This is a genomic window from Methylophilus sp. 3sh_L, assembly GCF_046766015.1.
Lineage (GTDB): Bacteria > Pseudomonadota > Gammaproteobacteria > Burkholderiales > Methylophilaceae > Methylophilus.
Window position 1 is genome coordinate 262412 of record NZ_JBKOUF010000002.1, and the last position, 18918, is coordinate 281329.

The 18918-nt window shown below is 50.2% G+C and carries 17 protein-coding genes; 6 read left to right on the forward strand and 11 right to left on the reverse strand.

Annotated elements, in window-relative coordinates; genetic code table 11:
• Positions 1 to 7: 7 nt before the first annotated feature.
• The 6 genes from ACIDF8_RS06915 (at position 8) to rfaP (ending at position 8083) form a co-directional block, all read left to right on the forward strand.
• Entirely contained in the window at positions 8 to 1729 is a 1722-nt protein-coding gene (locus tag ACIDF8_RS06915) for a carbamoyltransferase (RefSeq protein WP_412009882.1), read from the forward strand.
• Positions 1730 to 1985: 256 nt separating this feature from the next.
• Complete coding sequence (edd, locus tag ACIDF8_RS06920) at positions 1986 to 3800, forward strand: phosphogluconate dehydratase (RefSeq protein ID WP_412009883.1); 1815 nt, start codon at positions 1986 to 1988, stop codon at positions 3798 to 3800.
• Positions 3801 to 3953: 153 nt separating this feature from the next.
• Positions 3954 to 4583 (forward strand): bifunctional 4-hydroxy-2-oxoglutarate aldolase/2-dehydro-3-deoxy-phosphogluconate aldolase, encoded by a 630-nt coding sequence (gene eda / locus ACIDF8_RS06925; protein WP_412009884.1) that lies wholly within the window; start codon positions 3954 to 3956, stop codon positions 4581 to 4583.
• An 80-nt stretch (positions 4584 to 4663) separates the two neighbouring features.
• On the forward strand, positions 4664 to 5350 hold the full coding sequence (locus ACIDF8_RS06930) for an HAD family hydrolase (protein WP_412009885.1): 687 nt from the start codon (positions 4664 to 4666) through the stop codon (positions 5348 to 5350).
• A gap of 34 nt (positions 5351 to 5384) precedes the next feature.
• A complete protein-coding gene (locus ACIDF8_RS06935) occupies positions 5385 to 7262 on the forward strand; it encodes a sulfatase-like hydrolase/transferase (RefSeq protein WP_412009886.1) in 1878 nt (625 codons plus the stop codon).
• Positions 7259 to 8083, forward strand: coding sequence for a lipopolysaccharide core heptose(I) kinase RfaP (gene rfaP / locus ACIDF8_RS06940; RefSeq protein ID WP_412009887.1), 825 nt, complete (start codon positions 7259 to 7261; stop codon positions 8081 to 8083). The genes ACIDF8_RS06935 and rfaP overlap by 4 nt, the downstream gene beginning before the upstream one ends.
• Positions 8084 to 8117: 34 nt before the next feature.
• Here rfaP and ACIDF8_RS06945 read toward each other — a convergent pair whose 3' ends face one another.
• The 11 genes from ACIDF8_RS06945 to ACIDF8_RS06995 all read right to left on the reverse strand — a co-directional run bounded on the left by ACIDF8_RS06945 (position 8118) and on the right by ACIDF8_RS06995 (position 18809).
• Positions 8118 to 8780 carry a CMP-N-acetylneuraminic acid synthetase gene (locus ACIDF8_RS06945; protein ID WP_412009888.1) on the reverse strand — a complete coding sequence of 221 codons (663 nt, stop codon included), beginning with the start codon at positions 8778 to 8780 and terminating at the stop codon, positions 8118 to 8120.
• A 23-nt stretch (positions 8781 to 8803) separates the two neighbouring features.
• Positions 8804 to 9754, reverse strand: coding sequence for a 6-hydroxymethylpterin diphosphokinase MptE-like protein (locus tag ACIDF8_RS06950; protein ID WP_412009889.1), 951 nt, complete (start codon positions 9752 to 9754; stop codon positions 8804 to 8806).
• A 10-nt stretch (positions 9755 to 9764) separates the two neighbouring features.
• Positions 9765 to 10895 (reverse strand): hypothetical protein, encoded by a 1131-nt coding sequence (locus ACIDF8_RS06955; protein WP_412009890.1) that lies wholly within the window; start codon positions 10893 to 10895, stop codon positions 9765 to 9767.
• A 52-nt stretch (positions 10896 to 10947) separates the two neighbouring features.
• Positions 10948 to 12483, reverse strand: a complete 1536-nt coding sequence (locus tag ACIDF8_RS06960) for a hypothetical protein (protein WP_412009891.1) — start codon at positions 12481 to 12483, stop codon at positions 10948 to 10950.
• A complete protein-coding gene (gene waaF / locus ACIDF8_RS06965) occupies positions 12480 to 13511 on the reverse strand; it encodes a lipopolysaccharide heptosyltransferase II (RefSeq protein ID WP_412009892.1) in 1032 nt (343 codons plus the stop codon). Before waaF ends, ACIDF8_RS06960 begins: the two co-directional genes overlap by 4 nt.
• Positions 13508 to 14965, reverse strand: a complete 1458-nt coding sequence (gene hldE, locus ACIDF8_RS06970) for a bifunctional D-glycero-beta-D-manno-heptose-7-phosphate kinase/D-glycero-beta-D-manno-heptose 1-phosphate adenylyltransferase HldE (protein ID WP_412009893.1) — start codon at positions 14963 to 14965, stop codon at positions 13508 to 13510. The genes waaF and hldE overlap by 4 nt, the downstream gene beginning before the upstream one ends.
• Positions 14966 to 14970: 5 nt before the next feature.
• Positions 14971 to 15531 carry an SIS domain-containing protein gene (locus ACIDF8_RS06975; protein ID WP_412009894.1) on the reverse strand — a complete coding sequence of 187 codons (561 nt, stop codon included), beginning with the start codon at positions 15529 to 15531 and terminating at the stop codon, positions 14971 to 14973.
• 34 nt (positions 15532 to 15565) lie between these two features.
• On the reverse strand, positions 15566 to 16555 hold the full coding sequence (gene rfaD, locus ACIDF8_RS06980; RefSeq protein WP_412009895.1) for an ADP-glyceromanno-heptose 6-epimerase: 990 nt from the start codon (positions 16553 to 16555) through the stop codon (positions 15566 to 15568).
• 210 nt (positions 16556 to 16765) lie between these two features.
• On the reverse strand, positions 16766 to 17077 hold the full coding sequence (locus ACIDF8_RS06985) for a nucleotidyltransferase family protein (RefSeq protein ID WP_412009896.1): 312 nt from the start codon (positions 17075 to 17077) through the stop codon (positions 16766 to 16768).
• A 257-nt stretch (positions 17078 to 17334) separates the two neighbouring features.
• Entirely contained in the window at positions 17335 to 18441 is a 1107-nt protein-coding gene (gene hemH / locus ACIDF8_RS06990) for a ferrochelatase (protein WP_412009897.1), read from the reverse strand.
• 134 nt (positions 18442 to 18575) lie between these two features.
• Positions 18576 to 18809 (reverse strand): glycine zipper 2TM domain-containing protein, encoded by a 234-nt coding sequence (locus tag ACIDF8_RS06995; protein ID WP_412009898.1) that lies wholly within the window; start codon positions 18807 to 18809, stop codon positions 18576 to 18578.
• Between the last annotated feature and the right edge of the window lie 109 nt (positions 18810 to 18918).

Genomic DNA, 18918 nt, shown 5'->3' on the forward strand with positions numbered 1-18918 from the left:
TTTCTGCATGATTGTGTTAGGTTTATCCGGTGCCTTGGGGCATGATGCTTCTGCTGCCATTCTGGTAGATGGCAAGATTGTGGCTGCGGCCGAAGAAGAGCGCTTTATCCGCGACAAGCACGCCAAAAATCACTGGCCTTACGAAGCGGCCAAATTTTGCCTGAAGCAGGCAGGGGTTACCCCTGAGCAAGTCGATATTGTGGCGTTTCCCTATGGTGAGATTCCGCTGACTTCGGCTGCGCGCTGGCATTATGCCAAACGCTACTGGTACGCACCTGACCGTGCACTGGATGCCATTTTTAACGGTAACCGCCGCTTCCGCCGCAACCGCGACAAGTCGCTTAAATTAATGGCAGAACTGGGCTTGAATAAAGCCAAATATGTCCCTGTGGAACACCACCTGGCCCACGCCTCCAGTGCTTACCATCTGAGCGGCTTTAAAGAAAAAACCGCTATTGTGGGCATTGATGGCAAAGGAGAATATGCCACCACGTTTTTTGGCTATGGCGAAAATGGCAAGATTCACAAAATAAAAGAATTCTATGATCCGGATTCGCTGGGCGGCTTGTACGGCGCCATCACCGAATACCTGGGTTTTGAAATGCTCGACGGCGAGTTCAAAGTGATGGGCATGGCGCCTTACGGCGACCCGAACAAATATGACTTAAGCCGCCTGGCCAAGTTTGAAAACGGTGAGTTGGTTATCAACACTGACTATGTCAACGTCGTCGGGTTGCGCCGGTACAAGGAAAATGGCAAGGGCTATTATTTCACGCCAAAACTGATTGAATGGCTGGGGCCCAAGCGCGAAGGCGACGAGATTGACGATCCGTATATCCATTACGCCGCCAGCATACAGAAGCTGTTAGAGGACCTGGCCTTGCAGATGATTGAGTATTACCTTGGTGATATTCTGCGTGAAACTGGCAAGATTGTGATGGCGGGCGGGGTGGCGCTTAATGTGAAGTTGAATCAGCGCATTATCGCCTTGCCGCACGTGAAAGAATTGTTTGTGCAGCCTGCGTCTGGCGATAATGGCAGCAGCCTGGGTGCAGCCACCTATGCTGCCCATTTGGCAGGCGAATCTATCCATAAAATGGAGCATGCTTACCTGGGGCCGTCTTACACCAATGAAGAGTGTATCGCTGCTTGTGAAGCGCATCCAGCCAAGCCTATTTTTACCCGGGTTGCAGATGGCCCGCGTAAGGCGGCCGAGTTATTGGCGGCAGGGAATCCACTGGCCTGGTTTCAGGGCCGTATGGAATTTGGCCCGCGTGCGCTGGGTTGCCGCAGTATCCTGGGCGACCCGAGCTTCCCTGGGGTGGCTGACCGTATCAATGCGCAGATTAAATACCGTGAACGCTGGCGGCCGTTCTGCCCCAGCATGCTGGACCGGGTGGCGGAAGATATTCTGCAGACGGACCATCCTGCGCCTTATATGACGTTTACCTTTGACGTGAATCCGGCCTGGAAAAACCGGATTCCTGAGGTGGTGCATGAAGATGGCACGGCGCGTGCGCAAATTGTCACCAAAGCCACCAACCCGCGTTACTACGCGCTGATTGAGCATTTGGAGCAACTGCGAGGCAACGGTGTGGTGCTGAACACTTCGCTTAACCGCCGGGGCGAACCCATGATCTGCAGCCCAACTGATGCCTTGAATATGTTTTATGGATGCGACCTTGAATATCTGATGCTCGAAGATATCCTGGTCACCAAATCGGCTTAATCCAAGGCGATTTCCCCTCGCTGCCAGTGCACTGCTGAAAAAAGATTTATATTGTTTTAAGTCATTGAATCATCTGAAAAAATGACGGATGCAGGTAATTCAATTTGACGTAGTGCGGCAGTTTGGAGATAATCAGGGGTAGGGAGCCTGTTTGGATTCATATATCTCCACCTAAATACTGTGACGCAATCGCAAGTTCAAAGCAGTTCGTCAGGATAGTTCATCAGGTAGTTAAAACACAGTTGAGCGATAGTCAATGAAACAATCTCACATTGAAGTAACAGAACGCATCATCGAGCGTAGCCGTCCGACCCGTAAGGCGTATTTGCAGCGTATTGATGATTACCTGAAGCGTGAAAAGGGCCCGGACCGTCTGGGCTGTGCCAACGTGGCCCACGCCTTTGCTGCCATGCCGCAAAACGACAAATTCAAGATTTACGCTGAGAAGCCCACCCATGTCGGCATCGTCACTGCGTATAACGAAATGTTGTCCGCGCATCAGCCTTATGTAAATTATCCCGATATTATTCGTGATGAAGCACGTAAGCATGGTGCCACCGTTCAAGTGGCAGGCGGTGTACCGGCCATGTGTGATGGCATTACCCAGGGCGAACCAGGCATGGAATTGAGCTTGTTCAGCCGCGACACGATTGCCATGAGTACTGCAGTCGCTTTATCGCACGATGTGTTTGATGCGGCATTATTGCTGGGCGTATGTGACAAGATTGTGCCTGGCCTGTTGATTGGTGCCTTGCATTTTGGCCATTTGCCCTGTGTGTTTGTGCCTGCCGGCCCGATGAGCACCGGCATTGATAACACTTCAAAATCCAAAGTGCGCGAAAAGTATGCGCAAGGCCTGTGTGACCGGGACGAATTGCTTGCCAGTGAATCTGCGGCTTACCATGGTGCCGGTACCTGTACCTTCTACGGTACGGCCAACAGTAACCAGATGTTGCTCGAAGCCATGGGCCTGCATGTTCCAGGCGCTGCATTTATTCATCCGCACGATGGCATGCGTGAAGATTTGACACGTGCAGCGGTGCGGCTGGTGATCCAGAATACCAAAAAAGAAAAATTTGTACCGATCGGCCGTTTGGTGGACGAGCATGTGATCGTCAACGCCATGGTTGCCTTGCTGGCCACAGGGGGTTCTACCAACCATTTGATTCACTGGGTAGCGGTTGCGCGTGCTGCGGGGATCATCATTGACTGGACAGATTTCCATTACCTGGCTAAAGGGACGCCACTGCTGGCCAGTGTTTATCCAAACGGTAAAGCAGACGTGAACGAATTCCAAAACGCTGGCGGTCCTGGTTTTGTGATTCGCGAACTTATCGAAGGCGGTTATATGTACCCGGATGTCTACACCGTGAGTGGTGGTGGCATGCGTGACTATGGCAAAAAACCAGAAAAAGAAGGCGATAAACTGGTCTGGAAAGATTACCCGGCTGAGAGTGGGGATGAAACGATAGTCCGTACTGCGGATCATCCATTCAATGAGTCCGGCGGCTTGCGCCTGCTTAAAGGTAACCTGGGCCGTAGCGTGATCAAGATTTCTGCCGTGCCAGAAGACCGCCACATTATTGAAGCCCCTGCGATTGTGTTTGACGCACAAGAGGAGTTGCTGGCTGCGTTTGACCGTGGTGAGTTGGAACGTGACTTTGTGGCTGTGGTGCGCTTCCAAGGCCCTAAAGCCAATGGCATGCCGGAGCTACACAAACTGACACCGCCATTGGCTGTGTTGCAAAATAAAGGCTTCCGCGTCGCCATCGTCACAGATGGCCGCATGAGTGGCGCTTCTGGCAAGATCCCGGCAGCGATTCACTTGAGTCCAGAAGCCAGTGCCGGCGGCCCGATTGCCAAAATTCGCAACGGCGACATCATCCGTCTCAATGGCACCGTCGGTCAGTTGAATGTGCTGGTGGATGAAGACACCTGGGCTGAGCGCGAGGTTGAAGAGTTGAGCGATGCCAAACGTCATTACAACGCACATGGCTTGGGCCGTGAGTTGTTTGGCGGCATGCGCCGGAATGTATTGTCGGCCGAAGAAGGCGCGGTCACCTGGTTGTAAATGAACATTGCGTCGCAATACTTTGTTGCAGTTCGCTTGCCGTACTCTTTGTACTGTATGCGCTCCTGCGCCTAGTCTTGCTTAGCAATCTTCATTTACATAAAGCAAACGATTAAAAAACAATTTTTTATTTTTTAGGTCAATATTCATAACATGAGCACATTAGAGTTAGCTAATCATGGCCCGGTGATTCCGGTCATTGTCATCAACAAAGTGGAAGATGCCGTGCCTATGGCAGAAGCCTTGCTGGAAGGCGGTGTGAAGGTGCTGGAGGTTACATTGCGTTCCCCCGTTGCCCTGCAAGCCATGGAGCAAATTGCCAAGCATGTCCCTGACGCAATTTTGGGTTCTGGTACTGTGCGCAACCTGAAAGATGCGAAAAACTCTAAGGATGTCGGCTGCCAGTTTGCAGTCAGCCCAGGCTACACCAGCGAGTTAGGTAAATATGCCCGTGAAATCGGCTTGCCACTGTTACCTGGTGTGTCTACGGGTTCAGAAATCATGATGGCCAACGCCGATGATTACTATTTCCTCAAACTGTTCCCAGCGGTGGCGGTGGGTGGGATCAACTTGCTCAAAGGCTTTGCCGGCCCATTTGCAGACGTGAAGTTCTGCCCAACCGGTGGCGTGAGCGTCGAAAGTGCACCGCAGTTCCTGGCGTTGCCTAACGTGGTCGTTTGTGGCGGTACCTGGTTGACACCTGCTGATGCTGTGGCCAATAAAGACTGGGCACATATCACCAAGTTGGCGAAAGAGGCTTCTGCGATCGTAGCGGCCAAATAAGTGTAGCACCAGGCAAATCGTCTATAATGAAGGCTTGTAGTGATACAAGCCTTTTTTATTAGCCAAGCTTATCTCCTGCCATGCCGCAAAGACCAGACCTCTCCTCGTATAAAACCATTGTGCTCGATTGTGATGGTGTTGTGCTCAATAGCAACCAGACCAAAGTGGATGCCTATTACAACACGGCAAAACGCATGGGAGGCACAGATGCGCAAGCGCAGGCGTTTGTGGATTACCATATCCAGCTGGGCAGCATTCCGCGTAATGACAAAATCCGTTATTACATTACCGAAATTATCAAACAACCATTAACGCCTGAACTGTTTCAGGCCTTTATGGATACGTTTACCGAGATCCTGGATGAAACCCTGATGCAATGCGAGGTCGCACCTGCATTGATGGATTTGAAAAAAGAGACCGCGCAGGCCAAGTGGATGCTGATGTCGGGGGGTGACCAAGAAGAATTGCGGCAAATTTTCCCCCGTCGAGGATTAGATCATTTATTTGAATTGGGCATCTACGGCGGACCCACCAAAAAGAATGAACATCTGGCCCGCATGATTGCCGATGGTACCCTGCAGTTTCCAGCCTTGTTTATCGGCGATAGCCGGTTTGACCATCAGGCTTCGACTGGCGCCGGGCTCGATTTCATTTTTGTCGCAGACTGGACAGATATGCCTGACTGGCAAACTTATTGCCAGACACATGGCGTGACGGTGTGCCATCAACTTGAATTGTCGCCGGTGACCTCTTTTTGTGCCGAATAATAGCCGTCCGCCTGTATAAAGACCTGAGCTCTCCATGAAAAAAATTTCACCGCTTAAACTGTTTTTAGGCCTGACGACCTTACACATGCTGGCCGCTTGCTGGGGCTTCTTCAGCATCGGCGCCCAGGGAAGCACCGGAGCGGCCTTTTGGTTCCATGTCTGTGCCTGGTTGTTTTACAGCTTCGCCTACGCGATTGTGACCCTGGTGCCGGCCTGGTTGCAAGCCTTGCTGGCACGCAAGATCAATCGCTATACCGCGCTGTTGGCAATCCTCTTTTCAGTGCTAGGCATTTTACTGGTCAGATCAGACTTGATGATTTATGACCTGTATAACTTCCATTTCAATGGCTTTATCTGGAACCTGGTCACGACCAAAGGCGGTCTGGCCTCGCTGGGCACCAGCGACGAGACCTATGTCGCGATAGGCATCTCTGTCCTGATTGTGATCCTGATCCAGCTGTTCGCCTGGTGGTTGAGTATGCGCATGCAGTCATTCAGGCCCGCGGTATTACTGACGCGCCCTTTATACCTGATGGTGCTGCTGGCCTTTGTAGCGCAGGCTGTTCTATATGGCATCAGTGATGTTAAAAATAACGGGGCGATTCTTGATTCGGCGACGGTATATCCCTTCTACAAACGGATTACTTTCCGTAGCTGGGCCGAAAAAATGGGGGTGCAAACTGTCCGTCATAGCAGCAATCACCTGAATGTTGATACTTCCAGAATCCAGTATCCGTTATCGCCTGTGCGGTACAGTGAAGTGAAACAGCCGCCGAATATTGTGATTCTGGTGGCTGAGTCTTTACGTTGGGACCGTTTGACGCCTGAGATCATGCCGAATGTCTGGCAATTTGCCCAACAAGGCCTCTACTTTAAAAACCATTATTCTAGCGGCAACGGCACGCGTGAAGGCCTGTTTGGCATGTTTTACGGTTTGTATGGCTCTTACTGGTCAAGCTTTCTGCACGCGCAACAGCCGCCCTTGCTGATGCAACGTGTGCAGGCCCTGAACTATCAACTTGACCTGCGGACCAGCGCATTATTTTCTTACCCTGAGTTTAATAAAACCTTATTCGCCAGCGTACCACTTGCAAAGCTGCACGAGGCGGAAGAGAAGTTAACGCCCTGGCGGCGTGACCAACAAAACGCGACAGAGCAAATTGCCTTTTTGCGTCAGCGGGATAGGCAACGACCATTCATGAGCTTTTTCTTCTTTGAGTCTACGCATGCGCGTTATGACTTTCCTGACCAGGCAGTCATTGCGTCTCCCTATCTGAAAGATGTAAATTACTGGGGCATGAGCCGCGAGTCCCTCAAGCCCAAGATCGGTGAGTTCAAGAACCGTTATACCAATGCGGCCCATTGGGTGGATCAGCAAATGGGAAGGGTGATTGATGAGTTGCGTGCGCAGGGCGTATTAGACAATACCATCGTCATCATCACTGGCGACCATGGTGAAGAGTTCCTGGAAAAAGGATTCTGGGGGCATAACTCCAGCTTTGTTGAGGAGCAAACACATACCCCCATGGTCGTGTGGATGCCGCAGCATGCGCATGCGGAGATTGAGCGCATGACCAGCCACTTGGATATTTCACCTACCCTATTGCAGGCGCTGGGCGCACCTGAGGATAGCAGCACTTATTCATTGGGCCTCTCCTTGCTGACTACGCAGTCACGCCCGTTTATTGTGGTCAGTGACTGGCATTCCATCAGTGTACAAACTACGGACATGAAGTATCGTATTCCGTATTTGCATCATGGTGTCGACCATTTTGTGCCAACCGGGGCGCATGACGAACCGCTAGCCGCCAGTGCACAAGAAACCCTAATGGCTAAATATCAACCGTTGTTACTGCAGGCGATCCAGAATTGCAGCCGCTTTCTGGCTTTGCACAAAGACAAGGCCTCATGAGTCAGGGCGTAAAGTTTAAAGAACCCAGTCCACTGCCAGCCGAAATCCGGCAGCGGCCAGATGTCTTTGACTTTTTCATGCAGTTGCCGGGCAAAAGCTTCCGCAAGGTTGCCGAGCGCGAGACCTTGCGGATCACGCTAGCGGGCAAAAGTTTTTTTATCAAAAGGCATTTTGGTGTGGGCTGGGCCGAGTTATTCAAAAATTGGCTCAGCTTCAAGCGCCCGGTAGTGAGCGCACGCAATGAGGTCGCCGCGATTGCCGCTTTACAGCAGTTGAATATCCTGACCACGCCCTATGTCGCGCATGGCATACAAGGCAGGTACCCTGCCAGCCAGCGCTCGTTTGTGGTCACGGAAGATTTAGGTGAGATTGTGACGCTGGAGGATTTGGCATTGCAATGGCAGCACACGCCGCCTAGGTTACGGGTCAAGCGCGCATTGATTCGCCGGGTGGCAGAGATTGCGCGCCAGATGCATGCGTATCCACTCTACCACCGTGATTTTTATATCTGCCATTTCTGTTTTAAAGCCGCAGAGTTAACGCAGATGCCGCCTCAGTTGCATGTGCTTGATCTCCACAGAGCCGATATCAGGCCGCAACCTTCGAAGCGTATGCAATTGAAAGACTTGGCAGCACTCTATTTTTCAGCCATGGATATCCAATTGTCACGAGGGGATTTAATCACCTTTCTGCAGCATTATGCCGGAGAGAACCGGCAACAATGGCGAGGGGATTCGGCGTTTTATCATGCGGTGCGGCAACGTGCAATTAAGCTTTACGCCAAGTTTCAACGCAAACGCCGCGCTGGCATCGCCATGTAAGCGCGGCGTCTAATAAAGCGCGGGTTAATATTGATTAAATCGTGCCGTGCAGCTTGGTGTAAATCATGCCAGCCAGCTCAAAGTCCTCATGGTAGTCAATGTCAACCACCATATGGTTGGTTTCAAACAGGTAGGGATTGACGCCGATATGGTAGTGAAAGCGGTTGACCGTCTCGCGTTTGAGAATAAACAGGCTCCACAACACCGAATATAACTTAGGCAGGTCTTGTGAGACCTTGTGCCAGTAGCCAAACCCGTAATTGACCGGATTGCCTTTGGCATCCAGCAAGTGTCCTTTAAATGGTTTGACCGCCACCAGCGAGTCGTAATCGTTGCGCACGTCTTTCCAGACGGCCAAAGCTTCCTTGAACTGGTTAAACAAGGGGGATGTGACCTGAATCCACATAATATCATCATCGCCCGGTAATGGATCGGTGAGCGCCTTGACCAAGTCGGGCTGGTAAATCTTATTACCGGTCAAAGAGGCATCGCGCGCCATGAAGTTAAAACCATACTTGTCACACAAGGGTTTGACCAGTTCCACACTTTCAGACGACACATAGACATTCTCAGGCGATTCAAAGGTCAGGATTTGTTTGGCTTTGATGTCAAACAGTGAGTCGTCCTGGTAAAAAGGACGAATGTTTTTGTGCGGAATACGCGTGGAACAAGTTTGCAGCGGAATAATAATTTTCATAACTTTAAGTCACTTATTGGCAGTCACTTCTTGGTGGATGCCGTCTCGGCAATTTGTTGCAAAGCCTCAGCAAACGACATTTTTGGAATAATCTCGGCAGGCAAGGCGCTTTGTAGCGACAGATTATATAGCTTAACCCCGGTTTTTTCACTGGCTTGGCGAGCTAGCTCAAAACAGCCCCGGATATGCGGCTCGTAATAACGCAGAAAATCCGGGTGAGGATTGTGCTGATCTGCATAAAAATGGGCTTTACCCGTGCCACCCAAATCCATGCCTAGAATATAAATCGCCTCATAACCCAGGCCAAAGGCCAGTTGTACTGCCCAGGTGGCGACTGTTTTTCCGGCAAACACGCCTTGTTGTAAGTCATGGCTGAAGCCAATCGAGCGGCAGTAAGGCAATAAGTCCGGGGCGAGCAGAATATCCTGGGATTGCGTAAATGCCTCTAAGTATTGCTTGGCACTGCCCCTGGCGACGCCATATTTTCGGCTGACCGATTCAATCAGGTAGATGTTGTCATGCTTAAACAGCTCGGGCGCCCGCTCCGCAATGATACTAAGTCCTTCAAAGTTAAAAAAACAGCGGGCACCCGAGCGCACCGATTCAACGACACAATCCCATTGGCGTTCAAATACGCGGTGGTCAACGATAATGCAATAGCTTGGATGAAGCTTGGCCGCGCTAAATTTTTTGATCGCACAATTCAGGCTGATCGTAGGATATTGCGCGACTTTTTGCAGGTCAATATCGGCCAGCGAGGGGCCCGAGGCCACGATCCAACAGGGCCCTTGGTACTGATGACTCAAGGTGTGCGCAAAGGGGATGCTGGCCAGTGGCTGTTTTTTCCACAGCACCGTACAGCTGTTTTCCCCGCGTATCAGGTCAAAGTCCGGGTGGCAGTTGTATTGATGCTTGAAGGCGTCACCCAATTGCCAGCGCCGGTAACCCATGCGCAATTTATCTACGAATCTCATGCGTGCGTAATCACTTCTGGTCCAGCCACTGCCTGAAGTTTGAAAACCCATGAATCAGGATGATGTACAAGGCGATCATGCTCAGCGAGAAGTTTCTGAACTCATCCTTGGTGGTAAAGTTCAGGAACAGCAGCAGGTTAGGAATAAAAATCCCCAATGTATACCGTTTGAGCATGTCATCCATTTGTTGCCAGCCAGCGCGTATCCAGTAGGCCAGCCATGGAAACAGCAAGACGTGCTGCAACGTGGGCGAGAACAATCCCAGTGTATAAAAATCACTCAATTTGAAGTAATTGACCGGATTGAGCCAGAATTTTGCGTTATCAAGCAAGTGAAAATGCAGCGCAGAATCCGTGTTCCCGGTATACGGTGCGATGATCCATTGCCGGATCAGGAAGCAGGCAATGAATTGCAGCGCAAAGTAAGCCACGCGCTTTTGCATGGGGTAGTCTTTGGCATGTAAGAAGAAAAAACCGAATGCGGCAACGAAGGCGGTTTCTTTGTTAAATGCCGTGAGCATGAGCAAGATGGACGCCAGAAACTTGCGGTCAGTGAGAAAGTAATAGGTGCTGACTGTGATACCAAGCAGTTCAAAGAAATCATAAAAATAGCCGCCACGCTTGAAAGTCAGCGGGTAGATCAGGCTAAACAGCACCACGGCGAGGATAGAGGCCGAGTAGTTGTCAGAAAAGTGCAGAAAAATTTTGCGCAGGTAAATCAGCGTCAGCAGAAAACTGAGCAAAGTCAGGCCATACATCAGGTGGTAGTCCAGCGCCACGCGAGGCGTCCATTGCTCGGCAGGTACATCGTGAAAGAAATGGTTTTTCAGTTTGTCGGACGAGATGATGCGTTCAAACAGCTTTTCCTGTTTCTTTTCCGGAATCTGCTGCACCGCCAGGTCAGCCAGACGCGGGACCGTTGAGCGGTAAACATAAGGCTGATAGGCCGTCCCATCAATGACCCCAATCAGCGAGGCATAACGGGAGTCATCGCGGAAGCCCCATTTAATAAAAAAGCTGTTGCAAACGTTAGCGGTACAGGCGACCAGAATCACCCAAAGAATGCTTAAACGCAGCAAATGTTTGAAAGGAGGTTGCCAGAGGTTAAGTATGGGAAATTTTTGGGTCAGCGAATGAATCATGAGGAGGCCTGAACAAGTAGTGAATTATTTTTATGAATTTTAACGGATTGCATCAGGGTGTCACGGCCTGTTTGCTAAAAATCATGACTTTTGATTTACCGCGCCAACCGTAAAAGGTTTTGACCAGTTTGAAATTGGCATCATGCAAGGTTTGTAGGGCGAGCTTTTCATAAGCAATATCTACTTCATCCTTGCTGATGGTGATCATATAGTAGTCATACTGTGGAATCGACTGCTGTTTTACCAGTTCAGAGAACAATACGTGGCCAAGTAGTCGATGTTGATATGGTTGGTGGGCATAAAACCGTGCATTTTCCGTATCGTAAAAAACTGGTTGATGCTGCGGATTAATGGTTTGGATAAAGTTCACTGCTTGCCGGTCAAGATCAATCGGATTTTTGTCCCATAAGGAATACGCCAGCATCGCCACAAGTAGCCCGGCAAAGATACGACTTGCGGTTTTGGGCCATCTGCTTTGCCAGTCTGCCATGGCAAAGGCCGCCAGAAAAATAAACACAATGCCGCTGGCAATCACATAACGGCTGGAAAGCACAAATGCATTTAACAAGATCACCAAACTGACTACAAAGCTGATCGCAAGGGTTGCCAGTGCAAGATGTTTGGCCGGTGCCGACAACCTTGACCACCAGCTTTGTTTGGGCCAGCAGAGGGCGATTAAGGCAGGCAGACCTGCCGTTTTTAATGTTTTGCTAATTGCAATGAGGATGAGCGCCACCCACAGGCTAAACAAGCCATATTCATCTAGATCCTCACCTAATACCTGATTACTGATAATCGCTGCTTTTTGTTGAATAAAGCTGATACGCTCGCCAAACAGGCGCGTGACCTGGGTGACGATTTCTTGCAACCGTCCTAGTTGTTGCACCTCTATGCTGCCAGCAAAGATCGCGATGCCCAACAGCAACGCTGTGCATAAGCTGAGACTGTTAGCGCGCAACCATAATTTGATCCGTTCTGAAAGCGTCAGGCTGGGGTAGACGAGCAGGCATAAAGGTAAGGCAAGCAAGTAAACAACGGCTTCTATGCGGAATAAAGTGGCAATCACCATCATTGCCTGGAAAGCCAGCAAGTCTCTCCAGCGCTGATTTTTCAGGCTGCGCAGCCAATATACCAGCCCCCAGGTATAAGCTGCCCAAAAGCTTTCATCGCGCAGTAACATTCCCAGCACACTGCCAACCAGGTATTGTGTGGAAAATAACAGGCCATGACCCCAGTGTAGGGTGCGCAGTTTGGCGCCAGCCTCCAGTAGCAATTGTTGAAAGCCCGCGATAAACATGACAAAGCACAGCACATTCAGACCAATGGCTGCACTGTGTATTTCCAGGCCTGTGCTGTTATGAATCAGTGCGAGTAGGCTTGCGTAGAGTGGCCCCGAAAACCGGCTGTACGCATCTTGCCAATGTCCGGCAGCAATCAGTCTGGCCTGTTCAAAATATAACAGGGAGTCATTGTTGACCCAGCCGTGCTGGTTATACATGATTTTGCTGACAATCAGCAATGCCGCCAGCAGGTACAATTTTAACCACTGGGGTTGGGTTATGTTTTGCAGGTAAGTATTCAGCTTCATGGTGCAGGCTTGATGCTTGACAAGGCGAGGGATGGCAAGACTTGATCAGGAGTGAGTTGCCGCAAGCAATTCAAATGTCCTAGCGGGCAGACACGCTTGAAACACGGACTACATGTGAGTCCCAAATATGCAATCACTGCGTCCGGGTGCATTGGTGGCGTGTGTTTAGGATCAGAGGAGCCGTAAATAGCCACCAATTTTTTATTCAATGCGGCAGCCACATGCATCAGGCCTGAGTCGTTGCTGATCACCCGTTGGCACATCGACATCAGGTCAATGGCATCCCCAAGACTGGTTTGTCCAGCCAAGTCTACACAACGCTGTTGCGTAAGCTGTTGGATGGATGCCGTCACTGGTTTATCTTTTTCTGAGCCGAACAGGAGCACTTGCCAACCTGTCTCTAACGCTTGATTGGCAACCTGAGCGTAATATTCGGCCGGCCAACGTTTAGCCTCACCATACTCTGCCCCTGGACAAAGGCCTAGAATCGGTTTGAATGCATCAAGTTTAAAGGCGTGCTGCAAGCGTTTGGCGTTGGCCGCCTCTGCCACCAATGCAGGTTGCGGCAGCACCGTGGGAAGCGCTGTTCGCGGTTTTAAACCCAGTGCGACAAAACGCTCTACTGTTTGCTTGAGCTGGCTTTTATCCAGGGGACGCATGTCATTGACCAGGCCGTAGCGCAACTCGCCTTTAAATCCTGTGCGTAACGGAATCCCGGCGGCCCAGGGCAAGATCGCTGATTTCAGGCTGTTGGTAAGCAAGATGGCTTGCGTGTAGTGCTGCGCCATCAAGCTCCGGCCAAACTGCCAGCGTTCTCTCAAAGCCAATTGGCCATGTTTAAAGGGCAGGGCAATAGCTTGCGAGACTTCCGGCATCCGTGCCAGCAAAGGCAAGGTCCAGGCAGGCGCGGCCACGTCGATCTGGCAAGCTGGTTGCACTGACTTGAGTTGCTTGAACAAGCTTTGTGCCAGGACCATGTCGCCTACCCATGAAGGGCCGATGACCAGAATCTTGTCGGCACTACTCATGCATGCATTTTTTTAATCAGGTTGGTGGTACTACGGCCTTCCACCAGGTCAATCAAGGCAATTTCACCGCCCCACGAAACCACCTCTTTGCCACCGACCACCTGTGCTGCGGTGTAGTCACTGCCTTTGGCGATGACGTCAGGTTGTATTGCCATGATCAAGTTTAAGGGCGTGTCTTCGTCGAACAGGATGACAGCGTCTACTGACTCAAGGGCGGCTAGCACGCGCGCACGGTCGTTCTCATTGACCACGGGACGGGTGGGGCCCTTTAATGCTGACACAGAGCGATCCGTGTTGAGCCCCAGCACCAGTTTGTCGCCGCGCTTTTTGGCCGCTTCAAGGTAGGTCACATGGCCTGCATGCAGCAAGTCAAAGCAGCCGTTGGTAAACACAATTTTCTGGCCTTGCTGTTTCCAGCGGTCAACCTTTTGCTTGAGTTCTTCGAGGGCACAAATTTTGTGGGCCTGTTCGCTGCCTTGGGCCGTCATTAGCGCATCGAGTAATTCCGCTTTGGTGATCGGCACCGTGCCGACTTTACCGACGACCACGCCAGCCGCGATATTGGCCAATGATAGGCTATCTAACGCCGACAACCCGTGCATCAAACCGGCAGCCAGCGTGGCAATCACGGTGTCTCCTGCACCAGAGACATCAAACACCTGCTTGGCGGTGGCGTTCAAATGGTGGGTGCTCTCATCAATCAGGGTAATACCCTCTTCACCACGGGTGACGGCTAAAAACTCCAGTGCCAAGCTTTGCTTGAGCGCGGTTGCTTTAGTGATCAGCGCTGGGTCTTGCTGGCTGGTGTCACAGGCTTCGGCTGTTTCTTTTTTATTTGGCGTGAGCGCGGTTGCGCCACGGTATTTGCTGTAATCGCGGCCTTTAGGGTCAACCAATACCTGGATCTGCCGTGCCCGGCAGCGTTGAATCACTTGCTGGCAAACGGTTTCAGTGAGCAAGCCTTTTGCGTAGTCAGATAAAATGACCAAGGAAGGTTGTGTTGCCAGTGCTGCCTCAATCTTATCCAGAATCTCAGTTTGTTCGCTCTCGCTCAAACTCTGACTATCTTCCTGATCCAGGCGCAACATTTGCTGATGCCCGCCCAAAATGCGGGTTTTGGCAATGGTAGGGCGCTGCTGGCTAGTGAGCATGGCCTCGGTTGAAATGCCATTGGCTTGCATGGCTTTGAGCAAGGTCTGGCCTTCGCTGTCATTGCCCATCAAACCGATCATTTTGGTGGGGATGCCCAGTAACGCCAGATTGGCTGCGACATTGGCAGCGCCACCGACACGCTGTTGTTCAGACTTGATCAAAACCACAGGCACAGGCGCTTCTGGCGAAATACGGTTCACCTCGCCCATCAGATAGCGATCAAGCATGACATCACCGATTACCAAGGCATGCGCACCATTTTCACCAAAATGTTGCACAACTTTACTGAATGCAGGATTCATCAGGCTTAAGACTCCAGAATCTCGCACAAGCTATGGCCAATAAAAATATGTGCCTCCTGTATGCGTGCTGTCACGCTGGAAGGCACCACAATATTGTGCTTACAAAGGGTATTTAACTTACCGCCTGTGCCACCGGTCATGCCTATGGTAGTAGCACCGATTTCATTCGCTGTTTCAATGGCGCGGACCACATTGGCACTATTGCCGCTGGTGGTGAGGCCAATCAACACATCCTCAGGACGGCACAGCGCTTCCACCTGGCGCGCAAAAATATAGTCATAGCCATAGTCGTTACCCACCGAAGTCAGGATAGAGGTATCTGTGGTCAGGGCGATAGAAGGCAAGCCTCTACGCTCTTTTTTAAAGCGCCCGACGATTTCTGCTGCAATATGCTGGCTATCCGCCGCACTGCCACCATTCCCGCAGAGCAGGATCTTGCCGCCACGCGCAATGCAGTCACGCAACAAGTTGCCAACATCACTAATCAGCGGAAACAACGGCTCCAGTGCTTGGAACATCGCCATATGGGCGGCGTGTTCACCTTTGAGGTATTCAATATGGTTCATATCGCTCACAATCTATCGCTCAATTGTTTGATGCTTATGCGTAAGGGTCGTCTTGCATCAAATAGTTCTGTACGTAGTCTTTCACGCCTTCTTCCAGCGAGGTAAACGGCTTTTTATAACCCGCATCGCGCAGCTTCTTCATCTCCGCTTGCGTAAAGTACTGATATTTGCCTTGCAGGTCTTGTGGCATATCAATGTAAGTGATGTTGGGCTCACGCTGCATGCTGGTCATCACATTGGTTGCCAGGTCTTTAAAGCTACGCGCCTGGCCCGTGCCAATGTTGTAAATCGCGCTGGTCACCGGTTTGTTTTTGAGGGCTGATTCAAGGAAAAAGCCCATCACATCTGCCACATCTTTCACATACACAAAGTCACGCAATTGCATGCCATCTTCGATGCCTGGCTTGGTGCCTTTAAACAGACGCATGGTGCCGGTTTCGCTAAACTGGTTAAAGGTGTGATAGGCCACGCTGGCCATGCGCTCTTTGTGATACTCGTTTGGCCCGTAGACGTTAAAAAACTTGAAACCTGCCCAAGCGGGTGGGGTCGCTTGCTTTTGTGCGACTTGCTGTAACACCCACTGGTCAAAAAAGTGTTTGGAATAACCATAGCCATTTAACGGGCGCAGGTTTTCAATACTCGCATCGTCATAGCCTTGCTCACCACCGCCGTAAGTTGCCGCAGAGCTGGCATAAAAGAACGGCACCTCATACTCAGCACACCACGACCACAAGTCTTGCGAATAATGCATGTTATCCGCTACCAGTTTGTTAAAGTCACGCTCGGTGGTTGCGCTGATCGCACCCATGTGGATTACCGCCGTAATGTCATCATTCTCTTCCAGAAATTCAAACAGCTGGTCTTTATCCAGGTATTCGGCATAGTGCCTGTGTACCAGGTTTTGCCACTGGTTTTCATGCGTAATACGGTCAACAATCACCAGGTCTTGCCGACCCAGTTTGTTGTTCAAATGCCAGGCCATGATAGAACCTATCATGCCTGCACCACCGGTGATAATGATCATAGGGGAAAGACTAAAACGTTAAAACGCGATTATAACGCGTAATTGGAGACGGCTGGCAGTGTAATAGATGAGAGGTGCCAGCAAGACAGCTGTGGATTGAGACTGAAATGCATTCGTCAACATTATATGAAAAATATTAGGGGGCTTTGCTATTTTTCTTACAGGATATATAGCAGTTAGATGCACTGATGGAACTCTGCTTTAATAAGATTACTCCCTTGAAAAAACAAGAATAGAGCATTCTTCGATATAAGTTCTGGTTTCTAGAATGGCAGGCTCAAGATGAATTGGCCAGGGAACTAGTTGAGATAGTTCTATTATCCATTCACTCATTGTGATTTCTCTAAATTTGCTCTGTGATGTTGAGTCTTGAATTGGGTTTATCAAAAAGCCAATATCAATATCAGAGTCAGCTCGTTGCGTTCCTTTGGCTCGGCTTCCAAAAATCCATAGCTTTGCAATTTCCGGCTTGGATACTGCCCAGTCATGAAGTGAGGTAATATATTTTTGGTCTATCGACATCTTGGAATGCCAACTTAAATCTAATCAAATGCGTGGATAGCAATGATTTAGAAACCTAGGTTACAGTATGCATCCATGAATTTTTTTGTTTCATGGATGCGGTTTTAAAAAAGCAAAGAGTTGTTCTACTCAACCTATTCCGTAGGTTGTAATCTTTTGGGGCTTTTCAAAATTAAATATAACGCTATCAAAGCTGTGTTTGGCAGCAATATTTTTTTAGTCCGTGAAGCCTCAAAAGACTCACAGAAAGTCGCTTTTTACTTTTCTGCACCCATCTCTAACGCTCGTTGGCGGCTCGCTGTTGTTTCAGCCTCTGCTTTCACTACGTGAAACTCACTACTCACCCACCCCTGCAAATGCTCCAGCGCAATGTCACGCATGGCTTCAATCCACACAGCCTCGCTGTTAAGCGCTGAAATATAGTGATAATCCCCACCGCCAACAGACTGGAACAAATGTTTGCCTTCCATGGCAATTTCTTCCAGCGTTTCCAAGCAGTCGCTGCTAAAGCCGGGACAAACGATATCTATTCGTTTGACTTGTTGTTTGCCCAGAGCATCCAGTGTGTTGGCGAGGTAGGGTTGCAGCCATTCCTGACGGCCAAAGCGGGATTGAAAAGCGACCTGATATTGTTCTTTACTCAACCCTAATGCTTCGGCCAGCAAGCGTCCGGTTTTGTGACATTCACAGTGGTAAGGGTCGCCTTTGAGCAGATGAAATTTAGGTACGCCGTGAAAACTCATGAGGAGCTTTTCTGGCTGGCCATGTTGTTTCCAGTAAGCTTTGATATGGGTCGCCAGTGCCTGAATATAAAGTGGATGGTCATGGTAATGCTTGATGGTGCGGATAGCAGGCACGTTGCGCATTTTTAGCAGAACGCGCCAGACAGCATCCAACGCTGCGGCCGTGCTACTGGCAGCATATTGCGGGTAGAGCGGAAATACCAGGATGCGGTCACAGCCTTGCGCTTTGAGGGATTCAATGGCGCTTTTCATGCTGGGGTTGCCGTAAGTCATGCCTAGCTCTACTGCAAATGGCGAATTGATTTTGCTGGCTAGCTGGGCTTGCAGTAAGCTTTTTTGCTGTTGGGCATATACCATCAAAGGTGAGCCGTCTTTGCGCCAGATACTGGCGTATTTCTCAGCAGATTTTTTTGGACGGAACACAAGAATGATGCCATGCAGAATCCAGCACCAGATAAAGCGCGGAATTTCGACTACGCGCCTGTCCATCAAAAACTGCTGGAGGTAGGGCCGTAAAGCTTTTGAAGTGGGAGCGTCAGGTGTGCCCAGGTTGGCTAATAAGATGCCCACTTTAGGTTGGCTGCCGTGGGTGTAAGCAGGTTCTGGCTGGTAGTAAGTCATAAGTGCATTTTAAGTGAAAAACTGCCCTTATGACTCACCTGCCTTTGAAAAGTGCCAAGGTTTGTTATTGCGGTATTTAAATCAGTGGCAAACCATTGGCGCGATTTGCCACATCAGCTAGTTACAAGCTGAGATTATTTTTTGTGAATCTGGTTACCAATGACGCCACCTACAGCTGCGCCACCTACCGTACCGATTGAGCTACCACCAGTTAAAACCGCGCCAGCTACGGCACCCACACCAGCACCAATAGCCGTGTTTTTGCCACGTGTACTCATAGAGCCACACGCCGTAGTGCTTAGAGTTAATACCAGTAATGCTGTCCAGACCAATGATTTTTGAAAGGTGATACGGGATGGTTTTTTCATGACTTCCTCTCCAAAGGAATTAAACATGGTTGCATTTTAAGCATTGGGATAGAACACAGGGAGTCAATCTAAGCTGATTTGCGTGTCAGAAGAATCTGACGGGGGGAGG